24 protein-coding genes and 1 pseudogene are annotated in these 25,128 nt (G+C 69.8%); 9 read left to right on the top strand and 16 right to left on the bottom strand.

Features of this window, described 5'->3' with window-relative positions; genetic code table 11:
• Positions 1 to 402: CAP domain-containing protein (locus tag AB0F10_RS30680; RefSeq protein ID WP_360632717.1), on the bottom strand; the 402-nt coding region annotated here is incomplete at its 3' end.
• Positions 403 to 830: 428 nt separating this feature from the next.
• Here AB0F10_RS30680 and AB0F10_RS30675 point away from each other — a divergent pair.
• Positions 831 to 983, top strand: coding sequence for a hypothetical protein (locus AB0F10_RS30675; RefSeq protein WP_360632714.1), 153 nt, complete (start codon positions 831 to 833; stop codon positions 981 to 983).
• A 20-nt stretch (positions 984 to 1,003) separates the two neighbouring features.
• Here AB0F10_RS30675 and AB0F10_RS30670 read toward each other — a convergent pair whose 3' ends face one another.
• Positions 1,004 to 1,135, bottom strand: coding sequence for a hypothetical protein (locus tag AB0F10_RS30670; protein WP_360632711.1), 132 nt, complete (start codon positions 1,133 to 1,135; stop codon positions 1,004 to 1,006).
• A gap of 327 nt (positions 1,136 to 1,462) precedes the next feature.
• Here AB0F10_RS30670 and AB0F10_RS30665 point away from each other — a divergent pair, with 327 nt between their 5' ends.
• Both AB0F10_RS30665 and AB0F10_RS30660 read left to right on the top strand, forming a co-directional pair.
• Positions 1,463 to 2,248 carry a LamG-like jellyroll fold domain-containing protein gene (locus AB0F10_RS30665; protein WP_360632707.1) on the top strand — a complete coding sequence of 262 codons (786 nt, stop codon included), beginning with the start codon at positions 1,463 to 1,465 and terminating at the stop codon, positions 2,246 to 2,248.
• A gap of 127 nt (positions 2,249 to 2,375) precedes the next feature.
• Positions 2,376 to 4,610, top strand: coding sequence for an EAL domain-containing protein (locus AB0F10_RS30660; protein ID WP_360632704.1), 2,235 nt, complete (start codon positions 2,376 to 2,378; stop codon positions 4,608 to 4,610).
• On the opposite strand, the pseudogene AB0F10_RS30655 reads toward AB0F10_RS30660, so the two are convergent.
• From AB0F10_RS30655 to AB0F10_RS30635, 5 genes and pseudogenes are all read right to left on the bottom strand, one after another.
• Positions 4,573 to 4,818, bottom strand: a pseudogene (locus tag AB0F10_RS30655) (hypothetical protein); the annotation flags it as partial. The gene AB0F10_RS30660 and the pseudogene AB0F10_RS30655 overlap by 38 nt on opposite strands.
• A gap of 141 nt (positions 4,819 to 4,959) precedes the next feature.
• Positions 4,960 to 5,253: a hypothetical protein gene (locus AB0F10_RS30650; protein WP_360632701.1), complete on the bottom strand. Its 294-nt coding sequence runs from the start codon at positions 5,251 to 5,253 to the stop codon at positions 4,960 to 4,962.
• A 2-nt stretch (positions 5,254 to 5,255) separates the two neighbouring features.
• Positions 5,256 to 5,669: a hypothetical protein gene (locus AB0F10_RS30645; protein ID WP_360632698.1), complete on the bottom strand. Its 414-nt coding sequence runs from the start codon at positions 5,667 to 5,669 to the stop codon at positions 5,256 to 5,258.
• A 31-nt stretch (positions 5,670 to 5,700) separates the two neighbouring features.
• Positions 5,701 to 6,498, bottom strand: coding sequence for a hypothetical protein (locus AB0F10_RS30640; RefSeq protein WP_360632695.1), 798 nt, complete (start codon positions 6,496 to 6,498; stop codon positions 5,701 to 5,703).
• The gene (locus AB0F10_RS30635) at positions 6,495 to 7,106 is read right to left on the bottom strand and encodes a hypothetical protein (RefSeq protein ID WP_360632692.1); all 612 of its coding nucleotides are present in this window, start codon (positions 7,104 to 7,106) and stop codon (positions 6,495 to 6,497) included. Before AB0F10_RS30635 ends, AB0F10_RS30640 begins: the two co-directional genes overlap by 4 nt.
• Positions 7,107 to 7,281: 175 nt before the next feature.
• Here AB0F10_RS30635 and AB0F10_RS30630 point away from each other — a divergent pair, with 175 nt between their 5' ends.
• Entirely contained in the window at positions 7,282 to 8,244 is a 963-nt protein-coding gene (locus tag AB0F10_RS30630) for a YhjD/YihY/BrkB family envelope integrity protein (protein ID WP_360632689.1), read from the top strand.
• 67 nt (positions 8,245 to 8,311) lie between these two features.
• Here the strand turns inward: AB0F10_RS30630 and AB0F10_RS30625 are convergent, their stop codons facing one another.
• Positions 8,312 to 9,037 (bottom strand): hypothetical protein, encoded by a 726-nt coding sequence (locus AB0F10_RS30625; RefSeq protein ID WP_360632686.1) that lies wholly within the window; start codon positions 9,035 to 9,037, stop codon positions 8,312 to 8,314.
• 70 nt (positions 9,038 to 9,107) lie between these two features.
• Between AB0F10_RS30625 and AB0F10_RS30620 the strand changes: the two genes are divergently transcribed.
• The gene (locus AB0F10_RS30620) at positions 9,108 to 9,806 is read left to right on the top strand and encodes a hypothetical protein (RefSeq protein ID WP_360632719.1); all 699 of its coding nucleotides are present in this window, start codon (positions 9,108 to 9,110) and stop codon (positions 9,804 to 9,806) included.
• A gap of 369 nt (positions 9,807 to 10,175) precedes the next feature.
• Here AB0F10_RS30620 and AB0F10_RS30615 read toward each other — a convergent pair whose 3' ends face one another.
• From AB0F10_RS30615 to AB0F10_RS30605, 3 genes are all read right to left on the bottom strand, one after another.
• Positions 10,176 to 10,670: a GAF domain-containing protein gene (locus AB0F10_RS30615; protein ID WP_360632683.1), complete on the bottom strand. Its 495-nt coding sequence runs from the start codon at positions 10,668 to 10,670 to the stop codon at positions 10,176 to 10,178.
• 899 nt (positions 10,671 to 11,569) lie between these two features.
• Positions 11,570 to 12,193 (bottom strand): GNAT family N-acetyltransferase, encoded by a 624-nt coding sequence (locus AB0F10_RS30610; protein ID WP_360632680.1) that lies wholly within the window; start codon positions 12,191 to 12,193, stop codon positions 11,570 to 11,572.
• Between the two features lie 190 nt (positions 12,194 to 12,383).
• Positions 12,384 to 12,611, bottom strand: a complete 228-nt coding sequence (locus AB0F10_RS30605) for a DUF6896 domain-containing protein (RefSeq protein ID WP_360632677.1) — start codon at positions 12,609 to 12,611, stop codon at positions 12,384 to 12,386.
• 806 nt (positions 12,612 to 13,417) lie between these two features.
• On the opposite strand from AB0F10_RS30605, the gene AB0F10_RS30600 reads away from it, so the two are divergent.
• Entirely contained in the window at positions 13,418 to 14,971 is a 1,554-nt protein-coding gene (locus AB0F10_RS30600) for an alpha-L-arabinofuranosidase B (RefSeq protein WP_360632674.1), read from the top strand.
• A gap of 123 nt (positions 14,972 to 15,094) precedes the next feature.
• On the opposite strand, the gene AB0F10_RS30595 is transcribed toward AB0F10_RS30600, so the two are convergent.
• The 3 genes from AB0F10_RS30595 to AB0F10_RS30585 form a co-directional block, all read right to left on the bottom strand.
• A complete protein-coding gene (locus AB0F10_RS30595) occupies positions 15,095 to 16,294 on the bottom strand; it encodes an MAB_1171c family putative transporter (protein ID WP_360632671.1) in 1,200 nt (399 codons plus the stop codon).
• Positions 16,287 to 16,859, bottom strand: a complete 573-nt coding sequence (locus tag AB0F10_RS30590; RefSeq protein ID WP_360632668.1) for a hypothetical protein — start codon at positions 16,857 to 16,859, stop codon at positions 16,287 to 16,289. Before AB0F10_RS30590 ends, AB0F10_RS30595 begins: the two co-directional genes overlap by 8 nt.
• A gap of 77 nt (positions 16,860 to 16,936) precedes the next feature.
• Complete coding sequence (locus AB0F10_RS30585) at positions 16,937 to 17,377, bottom strand: hypothetical protein (RefSeq protein WP_360632665.1); 441 nt, start codon at positions 17,375 to 17,377, stop codon at positions 16,937 to 16,939.
• Positions 17,378 to 17,535: 158 nt separating this feature from the next.
• On the opposite strand from AB0F10_RS30585, the gene AB0F10_RS30580 reads away from it, so the two are divergent.
• Positions 17,536 to 19,569, top strand: a complete 2,034-nt coding sequence (locus AB0F10_RS30580; RefSeq protein WP_360632662.1) for a hypothetical protein — start codon at positions 17,536 to 17,538, stop codon at positions 19,567 to 19,569.
• A 174-nt stretch (positions 19,570 to 19,743) separates the two neighbouring features.
• Here the strand turns inward: AB0F10_RS30580 and AB0F10_RS30575 are convergent, their stop codons facing one another.
• Both AB0F10_RS30575 and AB0F10_RS30570 read right to left on the bottom strand, forming a co-directional pair.
• A complete protein-coding gene (locus AB0F10_RS30575) occupies positions 19,744 to 20,130 on the bottom strand; it encodes a hypothetical protein (protein WP_360632659.1) in 387 nt (128 codons plus the stop codon).
• Between the two features lie 7 nt (positions 20,131 to 20,137).
• On the bottom strand, positions 20,138 to 22,624 hold the full coding sequence (locus AB0F10_RS30570; protein ID WP_360632656.1) for a glycoside hydrolase family 16 protein: 2,487 nt from the start codon (positions 22,622 to 22,624) through the stop codon (positions 20,138 to 20,140).
• Positions 22,625 to 22,829: 205 nt separating this feature from the next.
• Between AB0F10_RS30570 and AB0F10_RS30565 the strand changes: the two genes are divergently transcribed.
• Both AB0F10_RS30565 and AB0F10_RS30560 read left to right on the top strand, forming a co-directional pair.
• Positions 22,830 to 23,840, top strand: a complete 1,011-nt coding sequence (locus AB0F10_RS30565; RefSeq protein WP_360632654.1) for a hypothetical protein — start codon at positions 22,830 to 22,832, stop codon at positions 23,838 to 23,840.
• On the top strand, positions 23,837 to 25,128 hold a 1,292-nt coding region (locus AB0F10_RS30560; protein WP_360632651.1), incomplete at its 3' end, for a hypothetical protein. The genes AB0F10_RS30565 and AB0F10_RS30560, both read left to right, overlap by 4 nt.

Genomic DNA, 25,128 nt, shown 5'->3' with positions numbered 1-25,128 from the left:
GCTGTTCATCCAGCCCTTCATCGTCTCGGAAGCGGTGCGGTAGCCATAGGCGACGTTCTCGCTGTGCGGGTGCGCGTAACCGGCCCGCACACCGCGCTGGATGAAGGTGGAACCGCCGGCCCCGACGTGGCTCATCTTGTTGGTACGGGCCTGATAGGCGGAGTGCCGGCGCGCCGCGGACAGCAACCGGGAGTCGACAGGCAGGGCCTTGCAGCCGGCCCGGACCCGCGTGTTGTTGGTGAAGGTCACCAGCTGGGTCTGCAGCGTGGAGGTCGCAACCTGCGCGGCCGGTGCGGCCTGCGCCGGTGCGGCGGTCATCGTCATGGTGACCAGCGAAGCGCCGGCACCGGCCAGCATCACGCCGACCGTCGTAACGACCTTGCGCACCGTGTAGCGAGTCAAGTGAATCTCCCCCGGGTTCGTTCCCGGCCCCCGTTGGCCGGTCACATGAAGAAGATTCGCGGCCGTCCGGTGCACCCCGCGGTCCCGCACGGTTGCCTACGCGTTGCAGCCCGACCTTTCGGCCAGCCACCGCCCTCCATCCGCTGCGAGCAGCTACCTGAAACACCCGCCAACCGGCCGCGAAAGGTTCCGCGCCTTCGCCCAGCGGCTGCCCGAGACCACCAGCGGAGGCGCAGGTCACCGCCCGCGATCGCTGAAGAGCTTCACTTCTCGTTCCCCCAGGCGGTGCGGTGTGCTGACTCGAAACGATCGCGGGCCAGCCTCAACGGCCCTGCAAGACCGGATCTTCATACCCGCAAACCCGGCGCCGAGGTGATGGGAGCGCTCGTGGCGGTGATTCGCGCCGCCGAACAGGGTATGCAGACCTGGTGAAAAACGACGTTAATAGCCGGTTCGTGCGCGTCCGGGGCGCCGCCGACGCGGGCGGCCAGGTCGTCGCGACCGGCCCTCCCACCACGATCGCCGAGGCCGGGGACAGCGCGACCGGGCGCCATCTGGCGCGCCGCCTCGAACGCTCCTGAGCGGGTGACCTTCCCGGCCGTCAGCGCTTCATGCCGTGCTCGATCGCCTCGATGATCCGTGGGCGCAACTCGGCGGCGCCGATGATCGCGTCCACCGAGCCGACGTCGACCGCGCGCTGGATGCTGTGCACCCGGTCCAACTCCGCGGCCACCTGGCCGACCTTCTCCGCCCGCACCGCGGCCTACGAGTGGCTGGCCCCCGAGCCGCCCGGCAGGGGGTCCCGATCTCCGGCCGGTCAGCCGGGCGCCGGTGCCACCGCAAGGGAAGCGGGACGCACCACCGGGAGCATTCCTCCTCGTCATCCTGATGAATGACAGCGGGCCCGCCGCGTATCGGAGGCTCAGGCCCTACCGGAACAAACACCATCTAATCAGACTTCGATGCATATATCGTCCGAGCCATGGTGATGAAGAGGATCATGTTGAGTGCCCTCGGGCGCGGCGCGACCGCCGGCCTGGTGGTTGGGGGACTGCTGGTCGTGGCCGGAGCCGCGGTCGCCGGCGCGCCGCCGCGGGCGCCATCCTGGAACGGATCGGCGTACACCGCGACCGGCGCCCGGATCCAGAAACGAGACGTAGCGTTCGACGTGGCCGGCTGGGCTAGGCCGGGCATCCCCGACGGCCGATCGGGGGTGGTGGCCTCGTACAACTTCGAGTCCATCGGCGCCGGCGGCAGGTTTTACGACGGCTCCGGCAACGGGAACCTGCTCAATGTGTTCACCCGCGCCGGTGGCACCCTGCGCACTGTCGCGCACGGCACGGGCCACGCTGTGGTGTTCCCGGCGGTCTGTCGCGACTTCGACTGCCCGCGGGTCGCGCTTGAGGCTGCAAGCCGCCCCAGGCTCAGCCCCGGCACTCGACCGATCCGGTTCGGCGCCACCGTACTGCTGAGCCCCACACAGACCACTGGCGGGCAGAACATCCTGCAGAAGGGCCGCTTCGCCGCAGGTGGGCAATACAAGCTGCAGGTCGACAGCCGCCCCGGTAAACCCAGCTGCGCCATGGCCAGCGAAGGCACCGGAATCATCCACCTCGCGCGCAGCGGCGTCACCATCGCCGACGGCCACTGGCACACCGTCGAATGCCGCCGCGACGGCGCCCGCCTGTCCATCCTCGTCGACGGCTTCACTCGCGGCGCCACCACCATCCCCGCCGGTCTCACCGTCCATAACGCCGAACCACTGACCCTCGGCGCCAAAGGAGTCGGTTGGAACAACGACCAGTTCCACGGTGCCCTTGACGACGCCTGGATCAGCATCGGCTGACCCATCCGCACCGCGCCCGACCCGGCACGCTGCTTCGGGACAACCCGACGGCAACCGCCCGCCGCTCAGCCCGAGATCGGCTGGGCCGATCTGGTTCGTGATGGCCGGCGCAACGGGGGTTACGAGCATGCGTGGTTGGTTTCCGTCCGGTAGCGGCCTGTGCGACGAGGACTGGACGCGTCGCCATCGGGTGCTGACGCTGCTGCTCGCCCTGAGCACGGTCGTGCTGACCGTCTTCGGTGTGGTGCGGGACGGGTTCGACCCGGCCTGGCTGGTGACCGATGCCCTGATCCTGCCGTGCCTGGCGGGTGCGGTGCTGCTGCGCCCGCGCCGGCCGTCCTCCATCTTCGTCGCGCTTGGTCTGATCTTCGCGTGCGGCGGCTTCGTCGCCGTCTCCCAGGGGCTGACCGAGGCGCATTTCGCGTTCTTCGTCGCCGTCGCCGCCCTGGCCCTGTACCGCGACTGGGCGCCCTTCGGCGTGTTCCTGATCGGCGCCACCCTGCACCACGTCGTCGTCGGCACCCTGGTCAGCGACGAGGCCTACAACCACCACGGCACCACCGCGCACCCGTGGGTCTTGGCGCTGCTGCACGGTCTCGGCGTGCTGGCGGCGACGGCCTTCCAGGTGGTGGCGTGGCGGCTCACCGACGCCGAGGAGCGGCGGGTCCAGGACAGCCTCGCCGCGACCGAGGCTCAGCTGAGCGTGGCCTTCGACGAGACGCCGGTGCCGATGTCCATGATCGCTCCCGACGGCCGGCTGCTGCGCACCAACTCCGCGTTCCGGACCTGGCTCGGCCTGCCCGAGACGCTTGCGCCGGGCTACAGCATTCGCGACGTGCCGCTGACCCCGGAAGGCTCCGGGCACGGCAGGCTCATGAGTGATCTGATCAACGCGCCCGGCGCCGGCGCCATCCTCACCCGGTCGTATCGGCGTCACGACGACGGCTCGCTGATCTGGATCGAGACCCACAGCAACCCCCTACGCGACCGGGACGGCCGGCTGCAGGCGCTGTTCGTGCACAGCCTGGACGTCACACGCCAGCAGGAGCACGAGGCCGCGCTGCGCCGCCAACTGCGGCAGGACCCGCTGACCGGGCTGCTGTCGCGGTCGGCGTTCGAGGCGGACCTGGTCGAGCTCTTCGGCGCGAGCGGCGCCCCGGTGTCCGTGCTCTACCTGGACATCGACCGGTTCAAGACGATCAACGACGCGTCCGGGCACTCCGGCGGCGACGACGTGCTGCGGGCGCTGGCCGCCCGGCTGGCGCTGACCGTGCCGCGCGGCTCGCTGGTCGCCCGCCTCGGCGGCGACGAGTTCGTGGTCGCGGTGCCCGGCCCCCAGGAGATCGGCCTCGACATCGGCCGGGCGGTGCTGGCATCGCTGGCCCAGCCACTGCCGGTGCCCCAGGGGCACGTACAGATGGCACTGAGCATCGGCCTCGCCGTCGCACACCGCCCGGAGCAGGCGGAGCAGGCCGTGCGGGCCGCCGACACCGCCATGTACGCGGCCAAGCGCGCCGGCGGCAACCGCCTGGAGATCTTCAACGACCAGATGCGGGTGGCGATCCAGCAGCGCATCACCGCCGAGTCGCGGCTGCGGCAGGCCCTCGACGGCGACCGGGTGACCACCCTGCCGGTCTGGTTCCAGCCCATCGTCTCCCCCGCGACCGGCCTCATCGTCGGCGCCGAGGCCCTGGTCCGGATGCGCACCCCCGACGGCGAAATCCTCGCACCGGGCCACTTCATCACCACCGCCGAGGAGACCGGCCTCGTCGTGCCCCTCGGTGAGCACGTGCTCGCCTCCGCCCTGCACCACCTGCACCGGTGGCGCGACGACCTCGGCTACGTGTCGGTCAACGTCAGCCCGCGCCAGCTGACCGAACCGGACTTCGTCCCCACGCTCGCCCGGCTGCTGGCCGAGGGCAGCCTCGACGACCCGTCCCGGCTGGTCCTGGAGATCACCGAAACCGCGCTGCTGTCGAACTCCGCCGACCTGCAGGACCGGCTGCACGCCATCAAGGCATTGGGCGTACGCATCGCCCTCGACGACTTCGGCACCGGATACAGCTCACTGACCTGGCTACAGTCCATTCCCGCGGACATCGTCAAGCTGGACCGCTCCTTCGTCGCCGGCCTGGCACACGACACCCGCAAAGAGTCGATCATCTCCGCCGTACTCTGGCTGGCCCGCTCGCTCAACATGTCCGTCGTCGCCGAGGGCGTCGAGGACCTCGCCGACTGGGAGGCGCTACGCGACGCCGACTGCCCGGCGATCCAGGGCTATTTCTTCAGCCGGCCCGTCACCGCTGCAGACTTCGCCGACCTGCTCACGCAGACCCGCCAGGCCACCCTGGAAATGGCGTAGGCCCCATCGGCCGAGCTGTGCCGGCTCGAAGCCGATAGCGGCCAACTGCGGGCCTCGCTGGATCGGGCCCTGCGGCACCCAGGCGACCCGCTGATGCTGGACGGGGGCGGTGCGGGTGCACCCGTCCCCGGGACACCTGCCCGGCTACCCGGAACCGGTAGAAGTAGACGCGGCCCTGTTCGAGCCCGGACACCTCGACGTGCACGCTGTGCCCGAGGCTGGGCTACGCCGTCGCGGTTCCGCGGCGTCGGATGTTCCGGAGCCGGCTGTCATCGGCGATCTCCCACGTCGCCGGCATGTTCCGCTTCGGCATGCCGCCGCCGTGCAGCGGATCGGGGGCGAGCCGGGTTCACAGCACGACGCCGCGCAGGCCGGAGGCGGCGAACAGCGCCGGGATCCCGGCGTACGCCTGCCCCACGTACGCGTGCAGGTTGCTCTCGTCATCCGGCCGCCCGTGCGCCGGCGTGGTGTAGCCGGGCACCTGCGGAAGCTGCCCGGTGTCCGAACGGGTGGCGTCGTTGTTCGCGGCCTGCTGCGCGGAGGCGTAGGACGCGGCCTGATCCATGGTCACCTGGACGGCCTTGGCGCGGATCTTCTCACCGAGCGTCTGCAACTCGGCGGGGCTGTGATAGGTGAAAGCCATCGCTACACCCCGCCATCCTTGATCACCACGGCCGGGGGCGGACCCTGGACGAATCTCTCCTCGGCCTCCTGCAGGCCCGGCGTCTGCCCGTTCGCCCACGCCGATTCCAGACTCGTACGCGCGGCCTCATCGGTGGCGACATACGCGTCCACGACATGTTCGATCGCGACCCCGGCGTTCAGGATGCCCGTGGCGGTGTTGCCGAGGACGTTCTGAAAGTCGTCGCGCAGCGCCGCCCAGACCGCGTGAGTCGCCGCGGTCCCGCCACCGGGTGCCTGGAAGGCCGCCGCCTCACCGGCGGCGGTGCTGTCGACGGCTCGGTTCATCGCCGCGAAGGTGGAGCTGAGCGCCGGCAGGTCGACCCGGCCGACGATCCGTAGCTGCGACAATTCGGCGGCGAACTGCCAACCCTCCATCGCAAATCCCCCCAATTCTGGTACGGCTGCGTCAAGAGCCGTTACACGGCATGCCCGCGCGTGGCGGCTGCTCGGTGCGCGGCGTCTGCGGTGCGTAGATCCTGGTACGTGTGAAATCGAGGCCCGGCAGCGCGCCGACCGAGAACTCCGGCTTCAACAGCGTCTGCCCGGTCGCCGGATCCACATCGGCGTAGATCACCTTGTCCGCCTCGTCCCTCATGACCAGCACGAACTCGGCGACACAGACCGGCGCCGAGGGCGGCTGCGCCACGACCGTGCCGCCGACGTCGAAGCGCCCGAATCCATCGGGCCTGCCCCGGGTCAGGTCGGTGACCTCGACCTTCGCCCACGCGGAGAAGTCCCCCGGCGGGTAGACGCCGAAGTTGATCACCTGAACCCGCAGGCCGCCGATCTTCTGGTCCTTGCTCACGTGCAGGCCACCGGCGGCGGCGAGTTCCCCACCAGGAAAGAGCACACCCCCGTACGCGGTCTCCTCACCGTCGGGCGCCTGTTTGCCCGCCGGGTCCAGCACCGTCACTCGGAACCGCAGCTCCCGGACGACCTGGTCGCACCGGCTGCGGTACACGAACCCGAATTTGGCCTTGTCCGCGTCCGCCCAGGTCGCCGTGATCTCCGGTGAGCAGTCCGCCCGCGGTCTCGCCGACGCGTTCACGGCCGGCGTGCCGGTGGGTCCCGTCACGACGGGGTCCGCGGCGTCACCGCGGGTGAGGACAACGGCGATGCCGGCCGCGACGAGCACGACCACGATGCCGATCAGCAGCCAGTGGCCCGCCTGCAGGCGGCGCAACCCGCGCCGGTCGTCGGTCATGGCACTCCTTGTCCGGCGGTCCGCATCGAACGAGGCAGGCCGATGTCGTAGACCGCGTCCGTCAGCAGGATCACCTTCGCCCGGTGGTCGGCCAGCAACGCGACGATCGCGCCGCTCAGCTCGGCCACGAACTCCGACTCGGTCAGCGACCCTACCGGCTCCTCGCCGATCTCGACGTGCCACGACACCAGAGCACGGCTGCGAACGGTCACCCGGCCACCCGTCGACACGCCGACGACCTGCAGATCCCCGAGGCGCCGCTGAAATTCGCGATCGTCATCGGTCGCATCGGGCTCGTCGTCCCGGTCCGTCCACGACGACACGATCTCCAGGTAACGCCTCCGGTAACGCACCCAGAGCGCCGTCGCCAGCGACTCCAACTGGCGCGCGAGAACAGGGGCCCGATACTGCCGGTAAGCGTCCGCCGCGAAGCTGACCCGCACCTCGCCCGGACCCGTCACGGTCGCCGAGATCCCGCCGTCGGGCGTCACCGCCTCGACGACCAGCAGACTCAGCCGCTCTGCCAACTCACCCACGAAGTACACGCCCCCCGCAAACAGGCCAACACTATCGGTAGCGGTCAATCGCCTGTTGCGGAGGTCAGACATGAGAGACAAGCGAGGTTTGCCTATCGAGCCGCGGCTCACGGTCACCCAACCGAGCCGTCACTCAGGGACGGTAGGGAGGCCGAGACGGCCTGAGGCCGGTCGCCAGATGCTCGCAAAAGGTGAGACTGCTGGACGTGTGGCGTAGCTCGACCGGTCGGCGGGTAATGCTGCCCGCGTGACGGCTCGGCGTTTCGTGCGATGGGTTGCGGTGAGCTGGCGGCGGCTCCGTCTCCGCATCGGCTGGCTGGATCACCTGATCCGTGCAGGAGTGCGTTACGACGAGGCCGACGGTGGCAGGCTCGCCGCCGCGGTGACGTACTACGCGTTCTTCGCGACCTTCGCGCTCGGGCTGCTGGCTTTCGCGATCTTCGGGTTCGTCCTGGACGACGCGAGGGTGCTGCGTTCGGTAAAACATTACGTCGCGGAGAACCTGCCCAACGTCGACGTACAGGCGTTACTCAACGCCCGGGGAACCGCCGGGATCATCGCGTTCATCGGCTTGCCGATCACCGCGTGGTTCTGGGTCGACGTGTTGCGCTCGTCGATCCGCAGGATTTGGGATTTGCCCGAATACCCGGGCAAGCTCGTCGTCCGCGTGCTCGTCGATCTACTGGTGCTGGCCGGGTTAGGCGTCCTGCTGGCCACCTCCCTGTCGGTGGCATACGGCACCACCGTTGCCGCGAACCGGGTGGTCGCTGCGGCGAACACCGACGCCACCCCGTCGCGGTGGCTGCTAGGCGCGGTTGGGCTGCTGCTCGGCATTGGGGTGAACACGGCCCTGGCCGGCGGCATGCTGACCGGATTACCACGCCTTCGGATGCCGGTGCGCCGCGTGCTGGGGCCGGCGCTCCTGGTGGCTGTCGGCCTGGAACTACTCAAGACCCTCGGCCGTCTTTACGTCCAGCGCACCGAAGCCAATCCCACGTACCAGATTGTCGCCGGTGCAGTCGGCTTGCTGGTCTTCCTCAACGCGGTGAACCAGATGGTCCTGTTCGCCGCTGCGCTGACGGCAACGAGCACCATTGGTCGTCCGGCTGACCTGTCTGCGGAAAGCGAGGACGATGAGACCCCGGCTCCGCCCGGTGATCTCCATCGACATTCGGCGGAGTGTCCCGCATCAGGCGATGCCAACCCGTAACGCGTCAAGCGGCGTCGGACACAGTCGGCTGCCGTGTGAGCTGCTGGCAGTAGAACGGAACGCCCGCTCATCGCGTTGTTTCGACCCGCTGCCGGGAGAACCCGAGGACCTGCGCGACCGCGGCTCGCAGATTGTCATAGCGGATCTTGCCCGTAGGGACGCCGCCGAGCGTGGTGAACGCGTGGACGTGGCCTTCCAGGAACGCTTCGGTCCCGCCGGAGGCGAAGATCTGATGGACGGCCTTACCGGAGAACGACAGCCGCAGCGCGAACAGCACGTTGACCGGGCCGTGGCCTGCCTCGACACGGATCTTCGGCTTGCGGTCGGCGACATAGCGGCGCACCACCGAGTAAGACACCTCGCGCATGTCGTGCTCGGTGATCAGCCGGTCGTAGATCCGTGTCACCGTGTGCCGCTGCTTACGGGGCGCGTCCAGGTCCGTGCGCAGGATCTCGTCGATGATCGGCTTGAACTCGTCCACCTTCGAGGCTTGTGGCGGCATCGGCTTGCGAGGCTGCGGCCACGCCGACTGCAGAGCCGCGCGGACCGTGCGGCGGCTCATTTTGTATTCGCTGGCCATCCCCCGCACGGACATGCCGGCGCGCGAGTCCCGCGGATCGCCGCGAACAGGTCGACCTTCGATATCAGCGGCATCGGCGGGCTCCCGTCCAGACCCGCAGATGCTCCCACCACCGCGGGTGGGGCCGAAACTGGCGAACATCGAATCCACCCGATCGAAGTGGGACCCGAACTGGTGAACAAAGTGCAGGCCAACGCGCATCAGACCGCCCACACCACCGGCGATCGATGTTCCTATCTGATCAGTTTCGCCTCCGCAGAGGGCAGAATCCGTGGACCGGATCATGGCGAGTCTGAGCGCAGGGTTAGATGTTCATGTGCCAGTCCACCAGGTAGTTCTCGCCTTGCCGGACATTGCGACGCTTCGCCGGCGATCTCAAGCGCTGGCAACGCTCGACGCGATCATGAGCCCGGACTGGGAATCACGGTACTTCTCCTTTGACTCCCGATGGGGGCCGGAGGAGGAGATGGCCTCGATGAGGAACGGTTCCGGTGACGCCTACTCGATCGTGTTCTCGCCGGCCGGAGCGTTCATCCGAGGCTTTGACCACGAATCGGTGATGAGCCCGTACCGCAGTGGGCAGATGTGGCCAGGGCTGGTCGCGGCCGTCCCGGACGTGTTCGCCGGCAGCCTCAACGAACCCGCCTTCAGTCACAAGGATGGCGTCCTGGAAGCCACAGTCTGTCTATGGCGCCAGCGTGGTGACGACCGCTGGCACACGGGCGATATCGAGCTACCCGACGGCGATGACCCCGACGGTGCCAACGGGCTGTTTGAGACCCTGCTCGACGGAACCGGCATTGCCTACCAGCGCTTCGCGCAGGACTACTACGAGGCCACGGTCCACGAGGACGCCGTCGCTGAGATCCTCGCGCTCAGTTCGCTTACCGACGAGCTGGTGCAACGACTGAACCCAGACGCCAGGCTCGCCGATCTGGCCGAGGACTTGGCCGAGATCCGCTATCCACCGGCACGCGGATAGGCGCCGTACCGCACGACATCGGCGATTCGCGTCTCCTGGGTCCCGAACTCGGCTCTGGCGCACGCTTCGTGAAGGGACGCTGGGATCTTGGGTGAAGGCCAGCGATGACCCATCTGGCCGAAGAGAGCGCACTCGGTCATGTCCAACATGTGGGTGAAGATTTGCCCGTCCTCCCTATAGCTCGGCCAGCAATTTGTCGGCCGAGCGCGTTGCTGCTCGTCCAGGCGGAGGCGTCCCTATTCGGTGATCGTCGGGCGGTCGCCTGATTTGTGGGATCGTGGTCCGAGACGCTTGCCGTACCAGACCTCCACGTAGGGGCCGGTGCGGGCGCAGCGTGTTACGGCTGGCGAGAACCGCGTCCTTTCTCAGTCAGTTGACCTTTTCTCGCATGCGCTGTTCGGCCATGGCGCTGCGAATCACCAGCAGGCGTAGTTCAAGTTCGTCGGACACTGTCGCGGCCAGGTGCTCCAGGGCGATCAGCTGTCGTTGCGCCGTCTCGCGCGGCTGATTGTCGATCACGTTGACCGTACCCAGCCGGTATCCGTCGTAGGTCCGGATCGGCGCTGCGGCGTAGAACCGCAGGCCCAGTTCGCCGCGGACGAGGGGGTGCTCGTGCGTCCGCGGGTCGGTGGCCGCGTTGTTGACCACATAAACGCCGTCCTGGGCGATCGCCGAGGCACATAAGCCGGGCTCCGGGCCGACCTCGCGGACGTCAGGCAGGCCATAGGCAGCGGCGAGCCAGACGCGATGCTGCTCGACCAGGGAAACCGTCGCGATTGGAGTGTCGAAAAGGGCGGCGGCGACGAACGCGATCCGTTCGTACGTGTCGTCGACCGGCTCATCCACCAGTTGGTAGCGGCGCACCGCATCGAGCCGCGCCTGTTCCTCGGGGCCGTCCAGGTATTCGTAGGTACCGCTGCACCTCATTAGGTCTCTCCCAACCTAGATGATCACATTCGGCAACATTGAGTCCGGCGAGCGTGAACGGTGGCCAGTTGAGCTCACCGAAGCCATCTCGCAGTGGTACCGCCTCCACGCCGGATACGTCGCACATGTTGTCCGACTCACCGCGGCGCACCGCGAGCGCGGCCAGCAGGCTATTTGCGAGGGCTGTCCGCCGGCTCACTGTCATGCCGCAGACAAGGCGTGCCATGCCTCAGGCACCCGTCACCGTGCGTGAACGGCGAGGCCGACCGACGATGCGTGAGCAGGTCCCGCTGGGAGTGGAGCCCAACTCGCGAACATCGAAATGGGTGAGATTTCGATGGTGCCGAAACTCAGCGACATGTGGTGCCCAAACTCGGTTCTGTCCCGTCAAGCGTGATTGATCTCCTTGCCCCGGGCTGCGCTCGGAGCACTCCCGCAGGTCAGGTATGACGCGGTCGAGTTGGGGCGAGGGTGTCACTACAGCGCTTCACGCTTCCCGGGACAGAACCCATTTTCGGCGCCACTCGCGCTGCCGGTCCCCGCGGATGTTCGTCAGAGCAAGCGCCGCTTGTTGACCATCGGGAGTAAGCGGCCGAGATTAATACAGGGCCGCCTTGTCACCCTGCGTAGACGCCGATTGCGACGTTGGACCCAACGTCGACGCGGGTTTCCAGCCGATGAGAGGGCATCGCCAACGCCCCCGACTCATCGCAGCGCCGCTGCGAGGTCGGCAGCGATCTGTGGCGCTCGGCGCGGTGCGGCGGACCGTGGGTCCGCCCTTCCGGTGGCGCTGCCCCTGCACGGCGTGCGACCGCCGCGTCGCGCTGCCTGCGGGCTCATTCGAGCGCATCCCGCCCGACGGCGCAGCCCGAAAGACCAGCTCGCCCTGTCCTGACCGACGTTCTGCCTGGCCTGGCCTGCCGGGCAGCAGAGTATTCGGCGCCGGTGATCCCGGGCGGTCGACCTAAGCCAGAGACAGGTTGACGCGTTCCATCGGGGTGTCTGTCCGTGCCGGACGTGAAGTCGTGGACGTAGATGAAGCCGCTCTTCTCGGCGACGCAGACGGATGCGACGTTGTCGGGATCGACTCGGACGACGGCACGTGTTCCGATTCGGTTCTCGCGCATGTACTCGAGGATGAGACGTACGGCTTCACCCGCGACTCCGTGCCCGCGTGCCCACGGGTGGACGGCGTAGCTGATGTTGACGTCGCCGGGTTCCAGGCCGTCCGTGACATCCGGGTCGCAGTCGACGTATCCGGCGAGGTGGTCATCGAGGCACACGCCGAAGCCTCGCTTGCCGCGCTCCGCGCGAGCGTTGTCGGCCAGGCTGTCGAAGTGGGCGGCCGTCGTCTCGGCGGTGCCGGGGGCGCCGTTCAGCCAGCGAACGGTGTGCTCGTCCTCACCGGCGTTGTGCGCCTCAATGTCTTCGTCTGTCAGAGCTCGCAGCGTGATCCTCATTCGAGGACCATAGGGAGCCGCTAGCAGTGCACGACAGAGATTTCTGAAGCCCTTGCCGTTCAGTTCCGGACCGGTCGAGGGCAACGTCAACGCATCAAGATGATCAAACGACAGATGTACGGTCGGGCCGGCTTCGATCTGTTGCGCAAGAGGGTCCTGCTCGCACCTCGATGACCAAAGCCGAAGCATCTCAATCCTGCACGAGCGCGAACCACCGCTCGGGGACCACTTCGCGAAGCGCACCGACCTCGGCCAGATGGCGGCACGCCGCAGTCACGTCCGCGATCTCCAGCCCGCCATCCGCCGCTTCGTCGAGGAACCATCGAACCCGCCAGGCGTCGAACGCCTCCACCTCGTCGCCCGTCGCCGGATCGACAACGACATCGACATCGACTTCCCGCCCGTCATCAGCAGTCATCCGGCAACCTGCACCGTGAACGACATACTGAATGCCGCTACTGGTCACCCTTCCAGAGGCAACTTCCGAGCCGACCGAACCGCAGAGAGAAGGGCCGCCACGTCCGCGATCGGCGCCAAGTCTCGGAACAGGCGTCCCCGAATCTCACGCAGGGCGTCAGCGAATCGCCGAACCTCCCGGACGGCAGCAACATCATCGATCACATACCTGAGTATGCGAGGTAAACGGATCATCGCTGGCCGTCACCCAAGATCCCAGCGTCCCTTCACGAAGAGTGCGCCAGAGCCGCGAACTCACGACCACAGAAACCACGAGTCGACGCGTGGGACCCAAACATGCGGCGAGGTGGGCCCGACTCTCGCGCGCCAAGCCACATTCACCATCCTCGGCCTCATCCCATGATCCACGATCTCAGAACGGCCGTGCCGGCAGGTGGCCGGCGAGGCCGAGTGACATAACAGGTTTCAACGTCAAGCAATCGCCGCAGTACGCAAGCAGCGGCATCGAGGCGCCAACCTGCCTTGCCCTGCGCAAGACAGCCGTCCGAATCAGCTGAAGAGGCGCAGAGCATTTCCTCGATGTGTGCTTCATGTTAACGTTCACAAGCGCGCCACGGTTGGCCTCGACGTTCGAGGGGAGGTTTACCGCCGACGGGACGCCGCCCCTTTTGCTGCCAGGCATTCCCCTGCGCCAAGGGACATTCTTGGGTACCTCTCTGCGCGCCACTTCCTTGTGTGTCGCGCGGAAGAATCACGCCCGGAACAGCCCGGCTAGCCACAATCCCCAGGCAACGGAAAGGAAGCAAGATGGCACCACCAACGCGTCTGCGGAAGACCCTGCTGGCCGTCGTCGCCGCCGGAACCCTCGTCGCCGGCCTGCTGGGCACGCCCGGCACCTCGCAGGCGGCCGGGACCGGACCGTGTGACATCTACGCGTCCGGCGGCACGCCGTGCGTCGCCGCGCACAGCACCACCCGCGCGCTGTTCGGCTCCTACGGCGGGTCGCTCTACCAGGTCCGTCGCGCATCGGACAACGCCACCCGGGACATCGGCGTGCTCGCCGCCGGCGGCACCGCCAACGCCGCCACGCAGGACACCTTCTGCGCCAACACCAGCTGCCTGATCACGATCATCTACGACCAGACCAGCCGCCACAACAACCTGACCCAGGCCCCGCCCGGAGGATTCCAGGGCCCGGCCGCGGGCGGCTACGACAACCTGGCCGACGCCAAGGCGGCACCGATCACCGTCGGCGGGCAGAAGGCGTACGGCGTCTACGTCGCGGCCGGCACCGGCTACCGCAACAACAACACCAACGGCATCGCCACCGGCGACCAGCCCGAGGGGATGTACGCCATCTTCGACGGCACCCACTACAACGGTGGCTGCTGCTTCGACTACGGCAATGCCGAAAGGAACAGCCGCGACAACGGCAACGGCACGATGGAAGCCATCTACTTCGGCAACATCAAGGTCTGGGGATACGGCACCGGCAACGGCCCGTGGATCATGGCCGACCTCGAGAACGGCCTGTTCTCCGGAGTCAACGCCGGATACAACGCCAACGACCCCACCATCAGCCATCGGTTCCTGACCGCCGTCGTCAAGGGCGAACCGAACCACTGGGCCATCCGCGGCGGCAACGCCCAATCCGGCGGACTGTCCACCTTCTACAACGGCGCCCGGCCCAACGTGTCCGGCTACAACCCCATGAAGAAGGAAGGCGCCATCATTCTCGGCATCGGCGGCGACAACAGCCACGGCTCGGCCGGCACCTTCTACGAGGGTGTCATGACCTCCGGCTACCCGTCGGACGCCACCGAAAACTCCGTACAGGCCAACATCAACGCCGCGGGCTATTCGACGTCGGGATCGGGCGGCGGTCCGGTGGTGACGCCCGGCTCGACCGTCTCGCTGCGGGCGACCACCGCGTGCTGCACCACCCGCTACATCGCGCACTCCGGCAGCACGGTGAGCACCCAGGTGGTGAGCTCGTCCAGTTCCGCGACGGACAAGGCCAACGCCAGCTGGATCGTCCGGGCCGGCCTTTCGAACGGCTCGTGCGTGTCGCTCGAGTCGCGCAACACCTCCGGCAGCTACCTGCGCCACCAGAACTATCAGCTACGCCTGGCCGCGAACGACGGCACGTCGCTGTTCGCCCAGGACGCGACCTTCTGCCCGCAGGCCGGCCGTAACGGTCAGGGAAATTCGTTCGCCTCGGTGAACTTTCCGGACCGCTTCATCCGGCACTACAGCAACAACGTGTACATCGCCAGCAACGGCGGCTCGAACACCTTCGACTCGGCCAACGCCTGGACCGACGACGTGAGCTGGGTGCTCACCTCCCCGTGGACGCCGTGACGGCCGCACGCCGGCACGACGAGCGGACGGTCCGCCTCCGCTGATCTGAGATCACTCGATCTGTTGCGGGTCGCACCTTTGCGGTGCGGCCCGCAATCCACGGCGGCGCAGGTACGACCTCCTTCAGTGCTCGGGCAGGTGCGCGGCGACCGCGATCAGCCAGGCGACCTCGGTGCCGGCGTCACCGGCGGCCGCAGCCCTGGCCGACGGCAGGTCGACGATCTCCGCCCGGACCACGCCGGGCGCGCCGGACCGGGCCGCCGCCACCGCCTCGGTCACGACCCGGGCCTCCACGGCCGCCTCCAGGCGTTCCCCGGTGAGGCCGCGCCGGCCGGCCGCCGCGCGCGCCTCGACGGCGACCCCTCGGTTCGTGCACGGGCACAGCTCCGCGTACCCGTCGAGGATCTCCGTGGTCATCCTGATCAGCCGCATCCGCGCGCCCGACAGGACGAGTGGCCGGCCCCGCGACGCCGGCCACTCGCCGAGGGTGACCCGCGGCGCCGCCTCGGCCACCAGCGCCCACAGCGGCCGGAGCCGGCGGCATGCCCGCCAGGCCTGCACGTGCTCGGCGAGCTCGTCCAGCCGTAGCCACCGGCCCCAGGCCAGGATCATCACGCCCACCACCATCGCCAGGACGGCGACCGCGTACATGAGGAAGGTGAGCCGGTAGAGCGTCGACGAGACCGCCGGCTGGTCGCGTACCGCCAGGTTGGTGAGCTTGAGGCCGACGTTGGCGAAGTTGAGGAAGCAGCCGGCGGCGATCATCCGCAGGGCGAGCCGCACGGTGTGGCGGCGGGCCACCCGGACGTACCGGGCGCACAGCCGGCCCACCTGGGGCAGCAGCCACAGCATGTAGCCCAGGTAGACGACCAGGTACGGCACGGGCGGCGGATGCACCGAGGCGTAGTACTCCCCGCCGCGCACGAACGGGTCGTCGATCCGGTACGGCGACGGCGCCAGCGCGTACGAGCCGATCAGCGCCGCCGCGCACGCCGCCATGATCAGGTACTGGGTGCGGACCCGGCGGCGGGTCGCCGGGCCGGGGTGCAGGGTGTGCAGCAGGAAGGCGTGCCCGGTGGCGACGATGGCAACGGCAAGCACGTTGCCGACCAGCCGGCAGACGTCGAGCAGGCCGACCAGCTGATCCACGCGGGCGCTGACCGGTTGCAGCGACACCGCGAACGCGCCCATGGCCAGCGTCACCCCCAGCAGCCGGCGCAGCCGGTCCTGGCGATGGTGCACGAGATCCCACAGCTTGCCGGCGGCCAGGCCGAGGCTGATCAGGGCCGTCGGGACGGCGGCGGCGAGCAGGAGGTCATCCACTCTCGTCCGTGCTCTCCAGCAGCCCGGTCAGCCGTTGCAGCGCCGCGTCGTCGCCGTCGGTGGCCCGCGCCGGTGGCCAGGACCAGTCGGTGATGCGCTGGGCGACGAGGGTTCCGAAGATCTCCGCCCGGCGCTCGGGCAGTTCCTCGTAGGAGCTGCGGGCCCGGTGCGCGGCGGCGGCCAGGGCCGCCGGGTCCATGCGCGCCGGATCGTCCGGGGTGAGGGCCGGGTCGGCGACGTCGTCGAACAGCATGTGGCCGTACTCGTGCCCGACGATCACGTGTCGCCGCACCGGCGAGGCGGTCGCCGGGAAGAAGACATAGTCCGCGTCGCGGCCGGCGACCCACAGCCCGTGCGGGCCGCCCGCGGGCAGGGGCTGGGCGATCACCCGCACCGGACGGCCCCGGTACGCCTGTAGCGCCTCGTGCAGCCGGTCGGCGGTGAACCGGCCGCGCAGTCCCAGCGTGTGCAGGCCGCCGCGGGCCTGCTCGACCAGTTCGGGGAAGTCGCCCGTCCGGCGCCGGCGCCCGATCGCCGGCCACGGGATCCGCCTTGGCACTCGCATCACCGGCCCTGCCTCACCGCGTCACCGTAGCCGACCGTCCCCCGTAGATACGCGCAGGCGGCGGCGTTTCCGGCCGCTCAGTCGCCGGGCGGCTGGTGCCGCCGGCGCGCCGCCTGCTCCAGCAGCACCACCTGCTCGACCATGGCGGCGACCGCCGCCTTCCCGGCGGCGGACATCTCGGCCTCGCCCATCCGCATCGCGACGGCCTGGATCGCCGGATCGCCGAGGGCGCGGGCGAGCCGGCGGTCGGCCTCGCCGTCGTCGCCGTCGTCCTGGGTGAAGTAGGCCAGGCTGACGCCGAACAGGGTGGCGAACGCCTGCATCTCGGAGCGCCGGGGGTCGGCCTCGCCGCGGCGCAGCTTGCCGACGTGCGTGTGGGAGACCGGGCAGCCCAGTTCCGCCAGCGCGGCGGCCGCGGCCCGCGTGCTGTACGGCCGCCCCTCGCCGGAGACGACCGTCCGGAACAGCTCGTCCAGCCGATCGGCGAAGGTGCGGCGCGCGTGCTTTTCGCCAGTCACCGTACGAATCCTCCCTGCCCGTGTCAATGCGAGATTACATTCTACGACGAGGTTGGAATCCACTGTTGACACGCATCGATGCCCTGCCCACTATGGAGCCCGACGTTTGCAGCGGCCTCCATAGTGGAGCTTCCCGTTTACATCGGTGAGGGGAATTCATGAGAATCGGCAGGTTACACGGTGCGTTCACGGCCGGCACCGCACTCTCCGCCGCCCTGGTGGTGGGTGCCGCCGGCGGGACCGTGGCGGCCGTCCTCGGCGCCGGGGCCGCCGCGGCGGCGTCCGGCATCGGCGGGTCGATCACCCGCTCGGAGACGTTGCAGCGTTCGCAGTACTGGGTGGACCGCGGCTTCACCTACACCCAGACCGGCACCTGGATGCCCGACCCACAGGGCAAGACCTACCGGCGGGACTGCTCCGGCCTGGTCTCGATGGCCTGGCACCTGCCCGACTCGCGCAGCACCAGGACCTTCCTGAGCTGGCCCGGCAAGCACCAGTTGCCCAGCCTGCACGACCTGAAGGCCGGCGACGCCGTGCTGCGCGTCGGGCACATCGAGCTCTTCGCCCGCTGGGTCAACGAGAACCGGCACGAGGACGGCGCCTACGTGTACTCGTTCAACAACCCCGGCGAGACGGTACAGAATCCGAACGCCGCCAACAACGCCGGCAAGATCGGCAGGGACGGCTGGAGCGAGCTGACCACGTACATCCCGATCCGGTACAACAACATCACCGACGACGGGCCGCCGCCCGGCAGCCCGGACAACTCGGTGCTGCGCGAGCCGAACGGCGCGATCAGCCTCGTGGTCGGCGGCGCACCGTTCCACCTGACCCCCGCCGAGTACGCCGAGCTCGGGTCCCCGCCCTCCACCGCGGTGCCCGCCGGCACGTTCGCGAGCATGCCCGGCATCATCGCGAACGGCACGTACGTGCGGACCGCCGGCGACGGCGCCATCTACGTCATCGCCGGCAGCGCCAAGTACCACCTGAGCCCCGCCGAGTACGCGGCGATGGGCGCCCCGTACGCCCGCAACGTGCCCGCCCGGCTCGTCGCCGGGCTCGGCGCCGTCCCGGCCGACAACACGTTCCTGCGCGACCCCGCCAGCACGGCGATCTACCAGGTCGTCAGCGGCGCCAAGTATCACCTCAACCCCTCCGAGTACGCCGGCCTGGGCAGCCCCGCGGCGACCAACGTCCCGGCCGGCTTCATCGCCCTGGTGACCGCCTCCGTGCCGGTCGACTCGGTCTTCATGCGCGACCCCGGCACCACGGCGATCTACCAGATCGTGGGCGGCGCCCGCTACCACCTGTCCCCGGCCGAGTACAGCAACATGGGCTACCCGGCCGCCATCAACGTGCCGGCCGGCTTCATCGACCGCACCGCGACCGTGCCCCGCGACGGCAGCTTCATCCGGGACATCACCGACGGCGCCATCTACCAGATCGTCGGCGGCGCCAAGTACCACCTGTCACCGTCGGAGTACAGCGCCCTGGACAGCGCGCCGTCGACCAACGTGCCGCACGGGCTGATCCTGTCGATCACCGCGACCCTGCCGTCCTCCGGCTACCTGCGCAGCCCGGACAGCGGCGCCATCTACCAGGCCATCAACGGCGCCAAGTACCTCCTCAACCCGGCCGAGTACGCCCAGCTCGGCAGCCCGGCCGCGGTCAACGTGCCGGTCGGCTTCATCGACCGGCTCGGCGTCGTGCCCGCCGACAACTCGTTCCTGCGCGACCTCAGCGACACCGCGATCTACCAGATCGTCGGCGGGGCCAAGTACCACCTGACCCCGGCCGAGTACGCCGCGCTCGGCAACCCGGCCGCGGTCAACGTCCCGCACGGCTTCGCCGCCGCGGTCACCGGCACCCGGCCGGCCGGCTCGCTGTTCCTGCGTGACCCGGCGACGACCGCCGTCTACCAGGTCGTCAACGGCGCCAAGTTCCTCCTCAACGCCGCCGAGTACGCCCAGCTCGGCGTCCCGGCCGCGATCAACGTGCCGGCGGGCCTGCTGGGTCTGCTCGGCAGCCGGCCCACGGACGGCACGCTGCTGCGGGACGTGTCCAGCACCGCCATCTACTCCATCACGGCGGCCAGGAAGCACCTCCTCACCCCCGCGGAGTACGCGGCCCTGCCCGATCAGTTCACCACCGATGTGACGGCCCGCTTCCTCGCGACCTTCCCCGACGCCTGACGGCGACGATCGACCCGGGACATCCGGCTGAGCCGGGTGCCCGGGTCGATCACGGTGCCGGCGATACAGCGCCTCGAAGCCAGCCGCCCCTCGACCGCCATGTTCGCCGGACTCGCCGCCGGCACCACCCCGACCGGGCTACCCCGCGCGGCCTCCACCCCGCAACCGTGTCACTCAGATATAGGAGGAGGCCTCGCACGCTTCGACGAGGTCCCTGATCGCAGCGCGCAGTGACTCGGCCTTCTCGGCCGGGTCGGCGCCGGCCTGGATCTGGAGAGCGGCCACCGAGGCGAAGTCGGAGAGCAGCCGGGCCGCCCGCGCGACGTGGCTGTCGATCGACCCCGCGCCCTCGTCGCCCACCTCGGCCAACCGCCTGATCGTCACCTTGTTGCCGTCGTCGACGATCTTCTTGATGTCGCGGCAGGCCCGCAGGCCGGCGTCATCGGGCGCCGGCGACGAGGGAGACGGCGTTGAGGAAGCCGCCGGAGAAGAGGCGGGCGGCGGGCTCACCGCCCGCGGCTTCCCGGCGCAGCCGGCGGCGAGCAGGAGCGTCAGAATCATCGGTACTTCAGGCCGCATAGACGCGCACCCAGTCGGCCTCGTAGGTGGCCGGGGTCATGTTGACGCCGTCGAAATTGTCGAGCTGGATGGTCAGGTGGCCGGAGGCCATCGTCTGCATGGCGCGGCGGGTGCTGTTGGCTCCGCCCGAATAGCGGAACCACTCGACGCCGTCGATCAGGCCGCGGATGTAGTTGGGCGTCCATTCGAAGGCGACGTTGTGCCATTCGCTGAGCGCCGCGCCGCAATTGGTCTCCTTGGCCTTCTCCTGCGGCGAATCGTCGTTGAGCGACGGGTAGTGCAGGAACGCCACCGCGCAGGTCGCGCCCGGCTCACTGTTCTCCAGGAAGTCGTATTCGCCCTCCTCGGGCCACGCGTCGTGATCGGGCCAGACGATGAGCAGCGGGTGGTAGGTGCGGCCGTTGCTCGACGCCGTGTTGCGCGAGCGTACCCGCGCCTCCCACCGGCCGTACCTGGTCTTCCAGTCGTTCTGCAGCCAACCGGTGGTGCCGTTGGCGGCGCCGGCCATCAGCAGCCGGCCGCCCTCGACCTTGGTGGCGCTCGCACAGCGCTGACCGCCGTCAGCGTGCGGGTTGTCCCAGCACTCGTCGGCGTCGCTCCACTTGGCCGGGTCGGGGCGTCCGGTGTAGTCGAACTCGTCGCTGAACTGCGCGATCGGCGTGCCCCAGCTGAAGCGCACCGCCGCCTCCACTCCGTTGCCGGTGCCGCCCTCGGCCGGTGGCGGGTTCAGGCTCGGCACGACGCGCACGCTGACCGGGGTGAGTGTTCCGGTCGACGTCCGGGGTATCAAGATCATCGAGTACGCGGTCTCGTTGGTCAGCAGGTTGAACTGCCACGTGCGCACGCCCGCCGCCGCGTCCGTCGCCCAGGGACCGCTCCCCCTGGTGTCGGTGCCGTCGCGGCCCACGTTCCAGCCGACGATGTCGGTGCGGGTGGTCGTCCAATTGATCACGCCGATGCCGTTGCCGGCCACCGCGGTCGCCTTCACGTCGGGCGCCGGGTTCGGCTTGTAGGCGCACGCGGTGGTGCGGAATCCGCTGCCCGCGACCAGGTCGGTGGCCCGGACCAGGACGTTGGCCCGTGCCGCGCCGGCCGGGGCGGTGAAGCGGCCGGAGATCCGGGTGTACGCCGTGGTGCCGTCCACCGGCAGGTAGCCGTTGTTGCCGTGGCCGGCGTAGGAGCCGTCGGCCGAGTACCAGTCGATCTCCATCCGAGCCCGGGCCGGGTCGCCGGGTGTACGCACATCGACGCCGAAGTCCCAGATCGCGCCGGGCAGCACCCGCTGCTGCGGCAGGTAGATGCCGGCCGTGACCGCGGCGCCGCCGGTCAGCGCGAACTCCCAGCCGGGCGTGGCCTGATCGGTGGTCGCCTGCCGGGCGCCGGTCATGCTGCTGCTCAGTGAGCCCCAACCGGAGGCGTCGGTGGCCAGGGCCGGGTTGCCGCACTCGTTGTCGGAGACCTGGTACTGGCCCACGTAGAGGAAGTAGTCGACGTCGGCGTCCGAGCCGGCCAGCGCGGTGCGGGCGGTCCGCGCCAGGTTGGTCTTTCCGGCCGCCTCGGCCGCGGCCTCGATGGCGCTGACGCGCTGCCGGTTCTGGGCGGCGATCCGGGCCAGCTCGGCCTCCAGGTCACGGTGGTCGGCCGCGTGGATACCGTCGTGGATGAACGCCCGCCACGCGGCCGGGTCGGCGCTGCGCAGGGCGGCCATCGCCGCGACGTAGACCTGGGTGGTGTCGGCGGCGGTGGTCCAGACCCAGCGCACGAAGTTCTCGTCGGTCATTTGGATCATCGCCTCGGTCGGCACCACGCCGAGCACCAGCGCCGCCTGCCGACGGGCCTCCCGCTCGATCAGGGCCAGCCGCTCGCCCTCGGTAGCCGCCTGATCGGCCTCGATCTCGGCCAGCCGGTCCTGCTCGCGGGCGGTCAGGACGCCGGTGGTGATGAAGTCGCGCTGCTGCTGGGCGGTGCCGCCGAAGGCGGCGAGTGCCGCCGTGCGCACCCGGTCGCCGGTGGCGTGCTGGTAGATCGCGTACACGAAGTCGCGGTCGGGCAGGAGCAGCAGCTCGGGCGTCACCGGGATCTCGAGCGCCATCAGCGCCCGTTGTTTCATCTCGCGCGCCTCCCGGGCGGCGGTGGCGTCGCGTACCTGCTGGGCGACATCGCGTTCCCGGGCGGCGTGGATGCCCGACTCGATGTAGACCGTGCAGGGCACGTAGAGCGTCGCGGTGCAACTGGTCAGGGCCAGTTCGGCGGCCGCGCGCACCTCGGACGGGTCGGCGGCGTTCTTCCAGATCTCGAAGACGAAGTCACGCTCACCGAGCACCAGCCAGCTGTCCGGCGCGACCACGCCGACGACGGCGGCGGCGCGGACCCGGGCCTCGATCGAGGACTCCAGGGTGGCCGCCGCGGCCAGCTGGTGAGCCGGGGCCGCGGACGCGGCCGGGGCCATGGCGATCAGGCCTGACAGGGTCAGCACGGCGGCGACACCCGCCAATATCTTTCCCGACGATCTCATTATTCCTCCCGGAGTCGGCAAGAACGGTTATAGCGGCGCCGATACATTTTCGATCCATTCCCGTTTCCGATCCGTGGCCGCTTCCGGCCAGTTTCCGAAAAACGATCGGTGACGATGGTTGGCTGGCCCGATGAATGGGAGAGCGCGTATTCCTTTCGCCGTTGCCGTGGTCCTGTTGTGCGCGACCTACATCGCCCCGCGAGCCGCCGTCGCGGCCGAACCACACTCGGCCGCCTGGTCACTGACCCGGGCGGTGGCCTCCTTCGACCCGCGGTCCTCGGTGCGCGCCGCCGCCTGGGGCGCCCTGGTCAGCTCCGACGTGGACACAGCGATCACCCGTTTCTGGGACTCCGGATACAGATTCGCCCTGGCCCGCGCCGCGCTGAACGACTCCCGCAACATCGACGTCTGCCAGCGGGTGCTGGCCACCCACACTGTCGAGTTCGCACCCGAGGTGCACGCGGCCGCGCAGTTCGCGCTCAACAGCCGGTACGCGGCCGACCGGGAGGCCTTCGCCCGCACCGGATACGAGGCGGCCAAGGCCCGCGACCGGGCCGCACGGGAAGCCACCGGCGCGCAGGCCGCGGCCCTGGAGCAGTTCGACCGCGACTTCGTGGCCCTGCTGCGTGACAACGACCCGGGCGAGCAGGTGCGCGCGGCCGCGACCTTCGCCCTGCGACCCGCGGCCACCGACGACGACCTGGTCGAGTTCTTCGCGTACGGCTGGGCCAACGCCGGCGAGCTCGACATCGCCGCGTTCCGCCGGCGCACCTCGGACGAGGACGCTCGCTGGCGGGCCGGCATCGAGAGCCTGGTAGCCACCGCCAGGGCCGCCGAGGAGGCCGCGCTCGCCGCCGCCGGCGAGGCGGCCGAGCAGGCCCGCGCGGCCGCGGCCTCGGCCTGGGCCGACGTCGCCACCAGAACCGGCACGCCCCGGGTCCTGTGGGCCGACGCCGAGCAGGTCGCGCGCGGTCAGGCCGCGAACTGGCAGCAGGTGGTGGCCGCGGCCAACGGCGCCACCGGCCTCAACTGGCAGTCCATCCCGGGCAGTGCCGGGTCCACCGCCGAGGGCTGGGCCTCAGCGGTGGAGCTGGCGGCCGAGGAGGCCTCGTACTGGTCGGGGTTGTTCGCCGACGCGCTCGCCGGTGAGCTGCGGATGTCCGGGAGCGCGGCATGAGACACCTGCTCGCCGCCCTGCTGCTGGCAACCGGCCTGCTCGTCGCGCCGGCCCCACCGGCCCACGCCGCCCTGCCGGTCAGGGCGGCCGCCGAGGGCACGCCCATCCCGGTTCCGCCGCTGGAGACCAGCGAGTGGGACGGGCAGACCGGCGTCACCTTCCCGTCCAACCCCGTCCTGCGTGACCTGGTCGTCAACATCGCCGAGCTGGGCGAGGAGCCCGAGCTCCGGGAGGCGGCGGCTGCTGCCCTGGCCTCCACCGCGCCCGGCGCGATCGAGACGTTCCTGTTCGTGACGCATGGGCAGCTGACCCAGCAGATCGAGGACCGCCGCACGCTGACCGCCCAGCAGAATCTGGCGACGATCCAGGCGATGGCCGGCACCGGCACGCCCGGCGGTTACTTCAACGCTGAGGTGACCCGGGTGCTGCGCGGCACCGACGCCGACCGCGAGTCGTTCCTGGCCTACGGCGCCGGCATCGCCCGCACCCGCGACGAGCAGGCCGCCACGGCCGAGCGCGATCGCAGGAAACTGCTCCGCGATCGGCTGACCGCCCTGGCCGCGACCGCCGCCGACGGCTCGGAGATGAAACGAGCAGCGACGGCTGCCTCGGCCGGTGACGACGCCGCGGTGGCCGCCTTCTGGAACGGCGGATACCTGACCGCGGCCCGCGCCGACGCGGCCGCCCGCGAGCAGTACCTGGCCGATCTGGAGGCTCGCAACAAGGCCGCCCAGGACCTTTCCGACCTGGCCCAGCGGGCGGCCCGCGCATCCGACGCGCGCCGCCGCATGCTGGTGGCGCACGGCAACGCCGTACACGAATTGCAGCGTGCGTCGAACGCCATGGCCGGCGCCGCCAACGCCGCGAGGTCCGCGCAGCGGATCCTGGCCGGCGCCGGCACCGACGCCGAGATGACCGCCCAGCTGTCTGCGGCCAAGACCGAGGTCACGGCCCAGCTCGCGCTCGCACAGCAGGCCGCCGAACGAGCCCGGATCGCCTCCGTCGCCGCCATCTCCGAGTCCGACGTGCTGATCGAGGCCGGCCTGGACTACGGCGCCGAGTGGTCCCGCATCGTCGAGGGGATGCACCAGGCCGCGGTCGCCGCGGTCGGAGCCTCGACGACGGCCGCGCACGCGGTCGACGCCACCATCGCCACCCACAATGCCAAGACCGCCGCCGACCGCGCCGAGGCCCATCGCCAGGAGGCCGAGAAGTGGCGTGAGCACGCCGAGGAGCACGCCGCCGCCGCGGCCGAGCTGGCCGCCGCCGCCGCGGCGCTCGGCACCAC

Source organism: Actinoplanes sp. NPDC026623, from assembly GCF_040638275.1.
Classification (GTDB): Bacteria; Actinomycetota; Actinomycetes; order Mycobacteriales; family Micromonosporaceae; genus Actinoplanes.
This window is presented reverse-complemented; position numbering and strand designations above follow the sequence as displayed.

Bases quoted from the DNA above. Each gene is read 5' to 3' on its own strand.
- AB0F10_RS30660 (WP_360632704.1), top strand. From the start codon at position 2,376: ATGCGTGGTTGGTTTCCGTCCGGTAGCGGCCTGTGCGACGAGGACTGG.
- AB0F10_RS30650 (WP_360632701.1), bottom strand. From the start codon at position 5,253: ATGGCTTTCACCTATCACAGCCCCGCCGAGTTGCAGACGCTCGGTGAG.
- AB0F10_RS30645 (WP_360632698.1), bottom strand. From the start codon at position 5,669: ATGGAGGGTTGGCAGTTCGCCGCCGAATTGTCGCAGCTACGGATCGTC.
- AB0F10_RS30640 (WP_360632695.1), bottom strand. From the start codon at position 6,498: ATGACCGACGACCGGCGCGGGTTGCGCCGCCTGCAGGCGGGCCACTGG.
- AB0F10_RS30635 (WP_360632692.1), bottom strand. From the start codon at position 7,106: ATGTCTGACCTCCGCAACAGGCGATTGACCGCTACCGATAGTGTTGGC.
- AB0F10_RS30620 (WP_360632719.1), top strand. From the start codon at position 9,108: ATGGCGAGTCTGAGCGCAGGGTTAGATGTTCATGTGCCAGTCCACCAG.
- AB0F10_RS30610 (WP_360632680.1), bottom strand. From the start codon at position 12,193: ATGAGGATCACGCTGCGAGCTCTGACAGACGAAGACATTGAGGCGCAC.
- AB0F10_RS30605 (WP_360632677.1), bottom strand. From the start codon at position 12,611: ATGACTGCTGATGACGGGCGGGAAGTCGATGTCGATGTCGTTGTCGAT.
- AB0F10_RS30600 (WP_360632674.1), top strand. From the start codon at position 13,418: ATGGCACCACCAACGCGTCTGCGGAAGACCCTGCTGGCCGTCGTCGCC.
- AB0F10_RS30590 (WP_360632668.1), bottom strand. From the start codon at position 16,859: ATGCGAGTGCCAAGGCGGATCCCGTGGCCGGCGATCGGGCGCCGGCGC.
- AB0F10_RS30580 (WP_360632662.1), top strand. From the start codon at position 17,536: ATGAGAATCGGCAGGTTACACGGTGCGTTCACGGCCGGCACCGCACTC.
- AB0F10_RS30575 (WP_360632659.1), bottom strand. From the start codon at position 20,130: ATGATTCTGACGCTCCTGCTCGCCGCCGGCTGCGCCGGGAAGCCGCGG.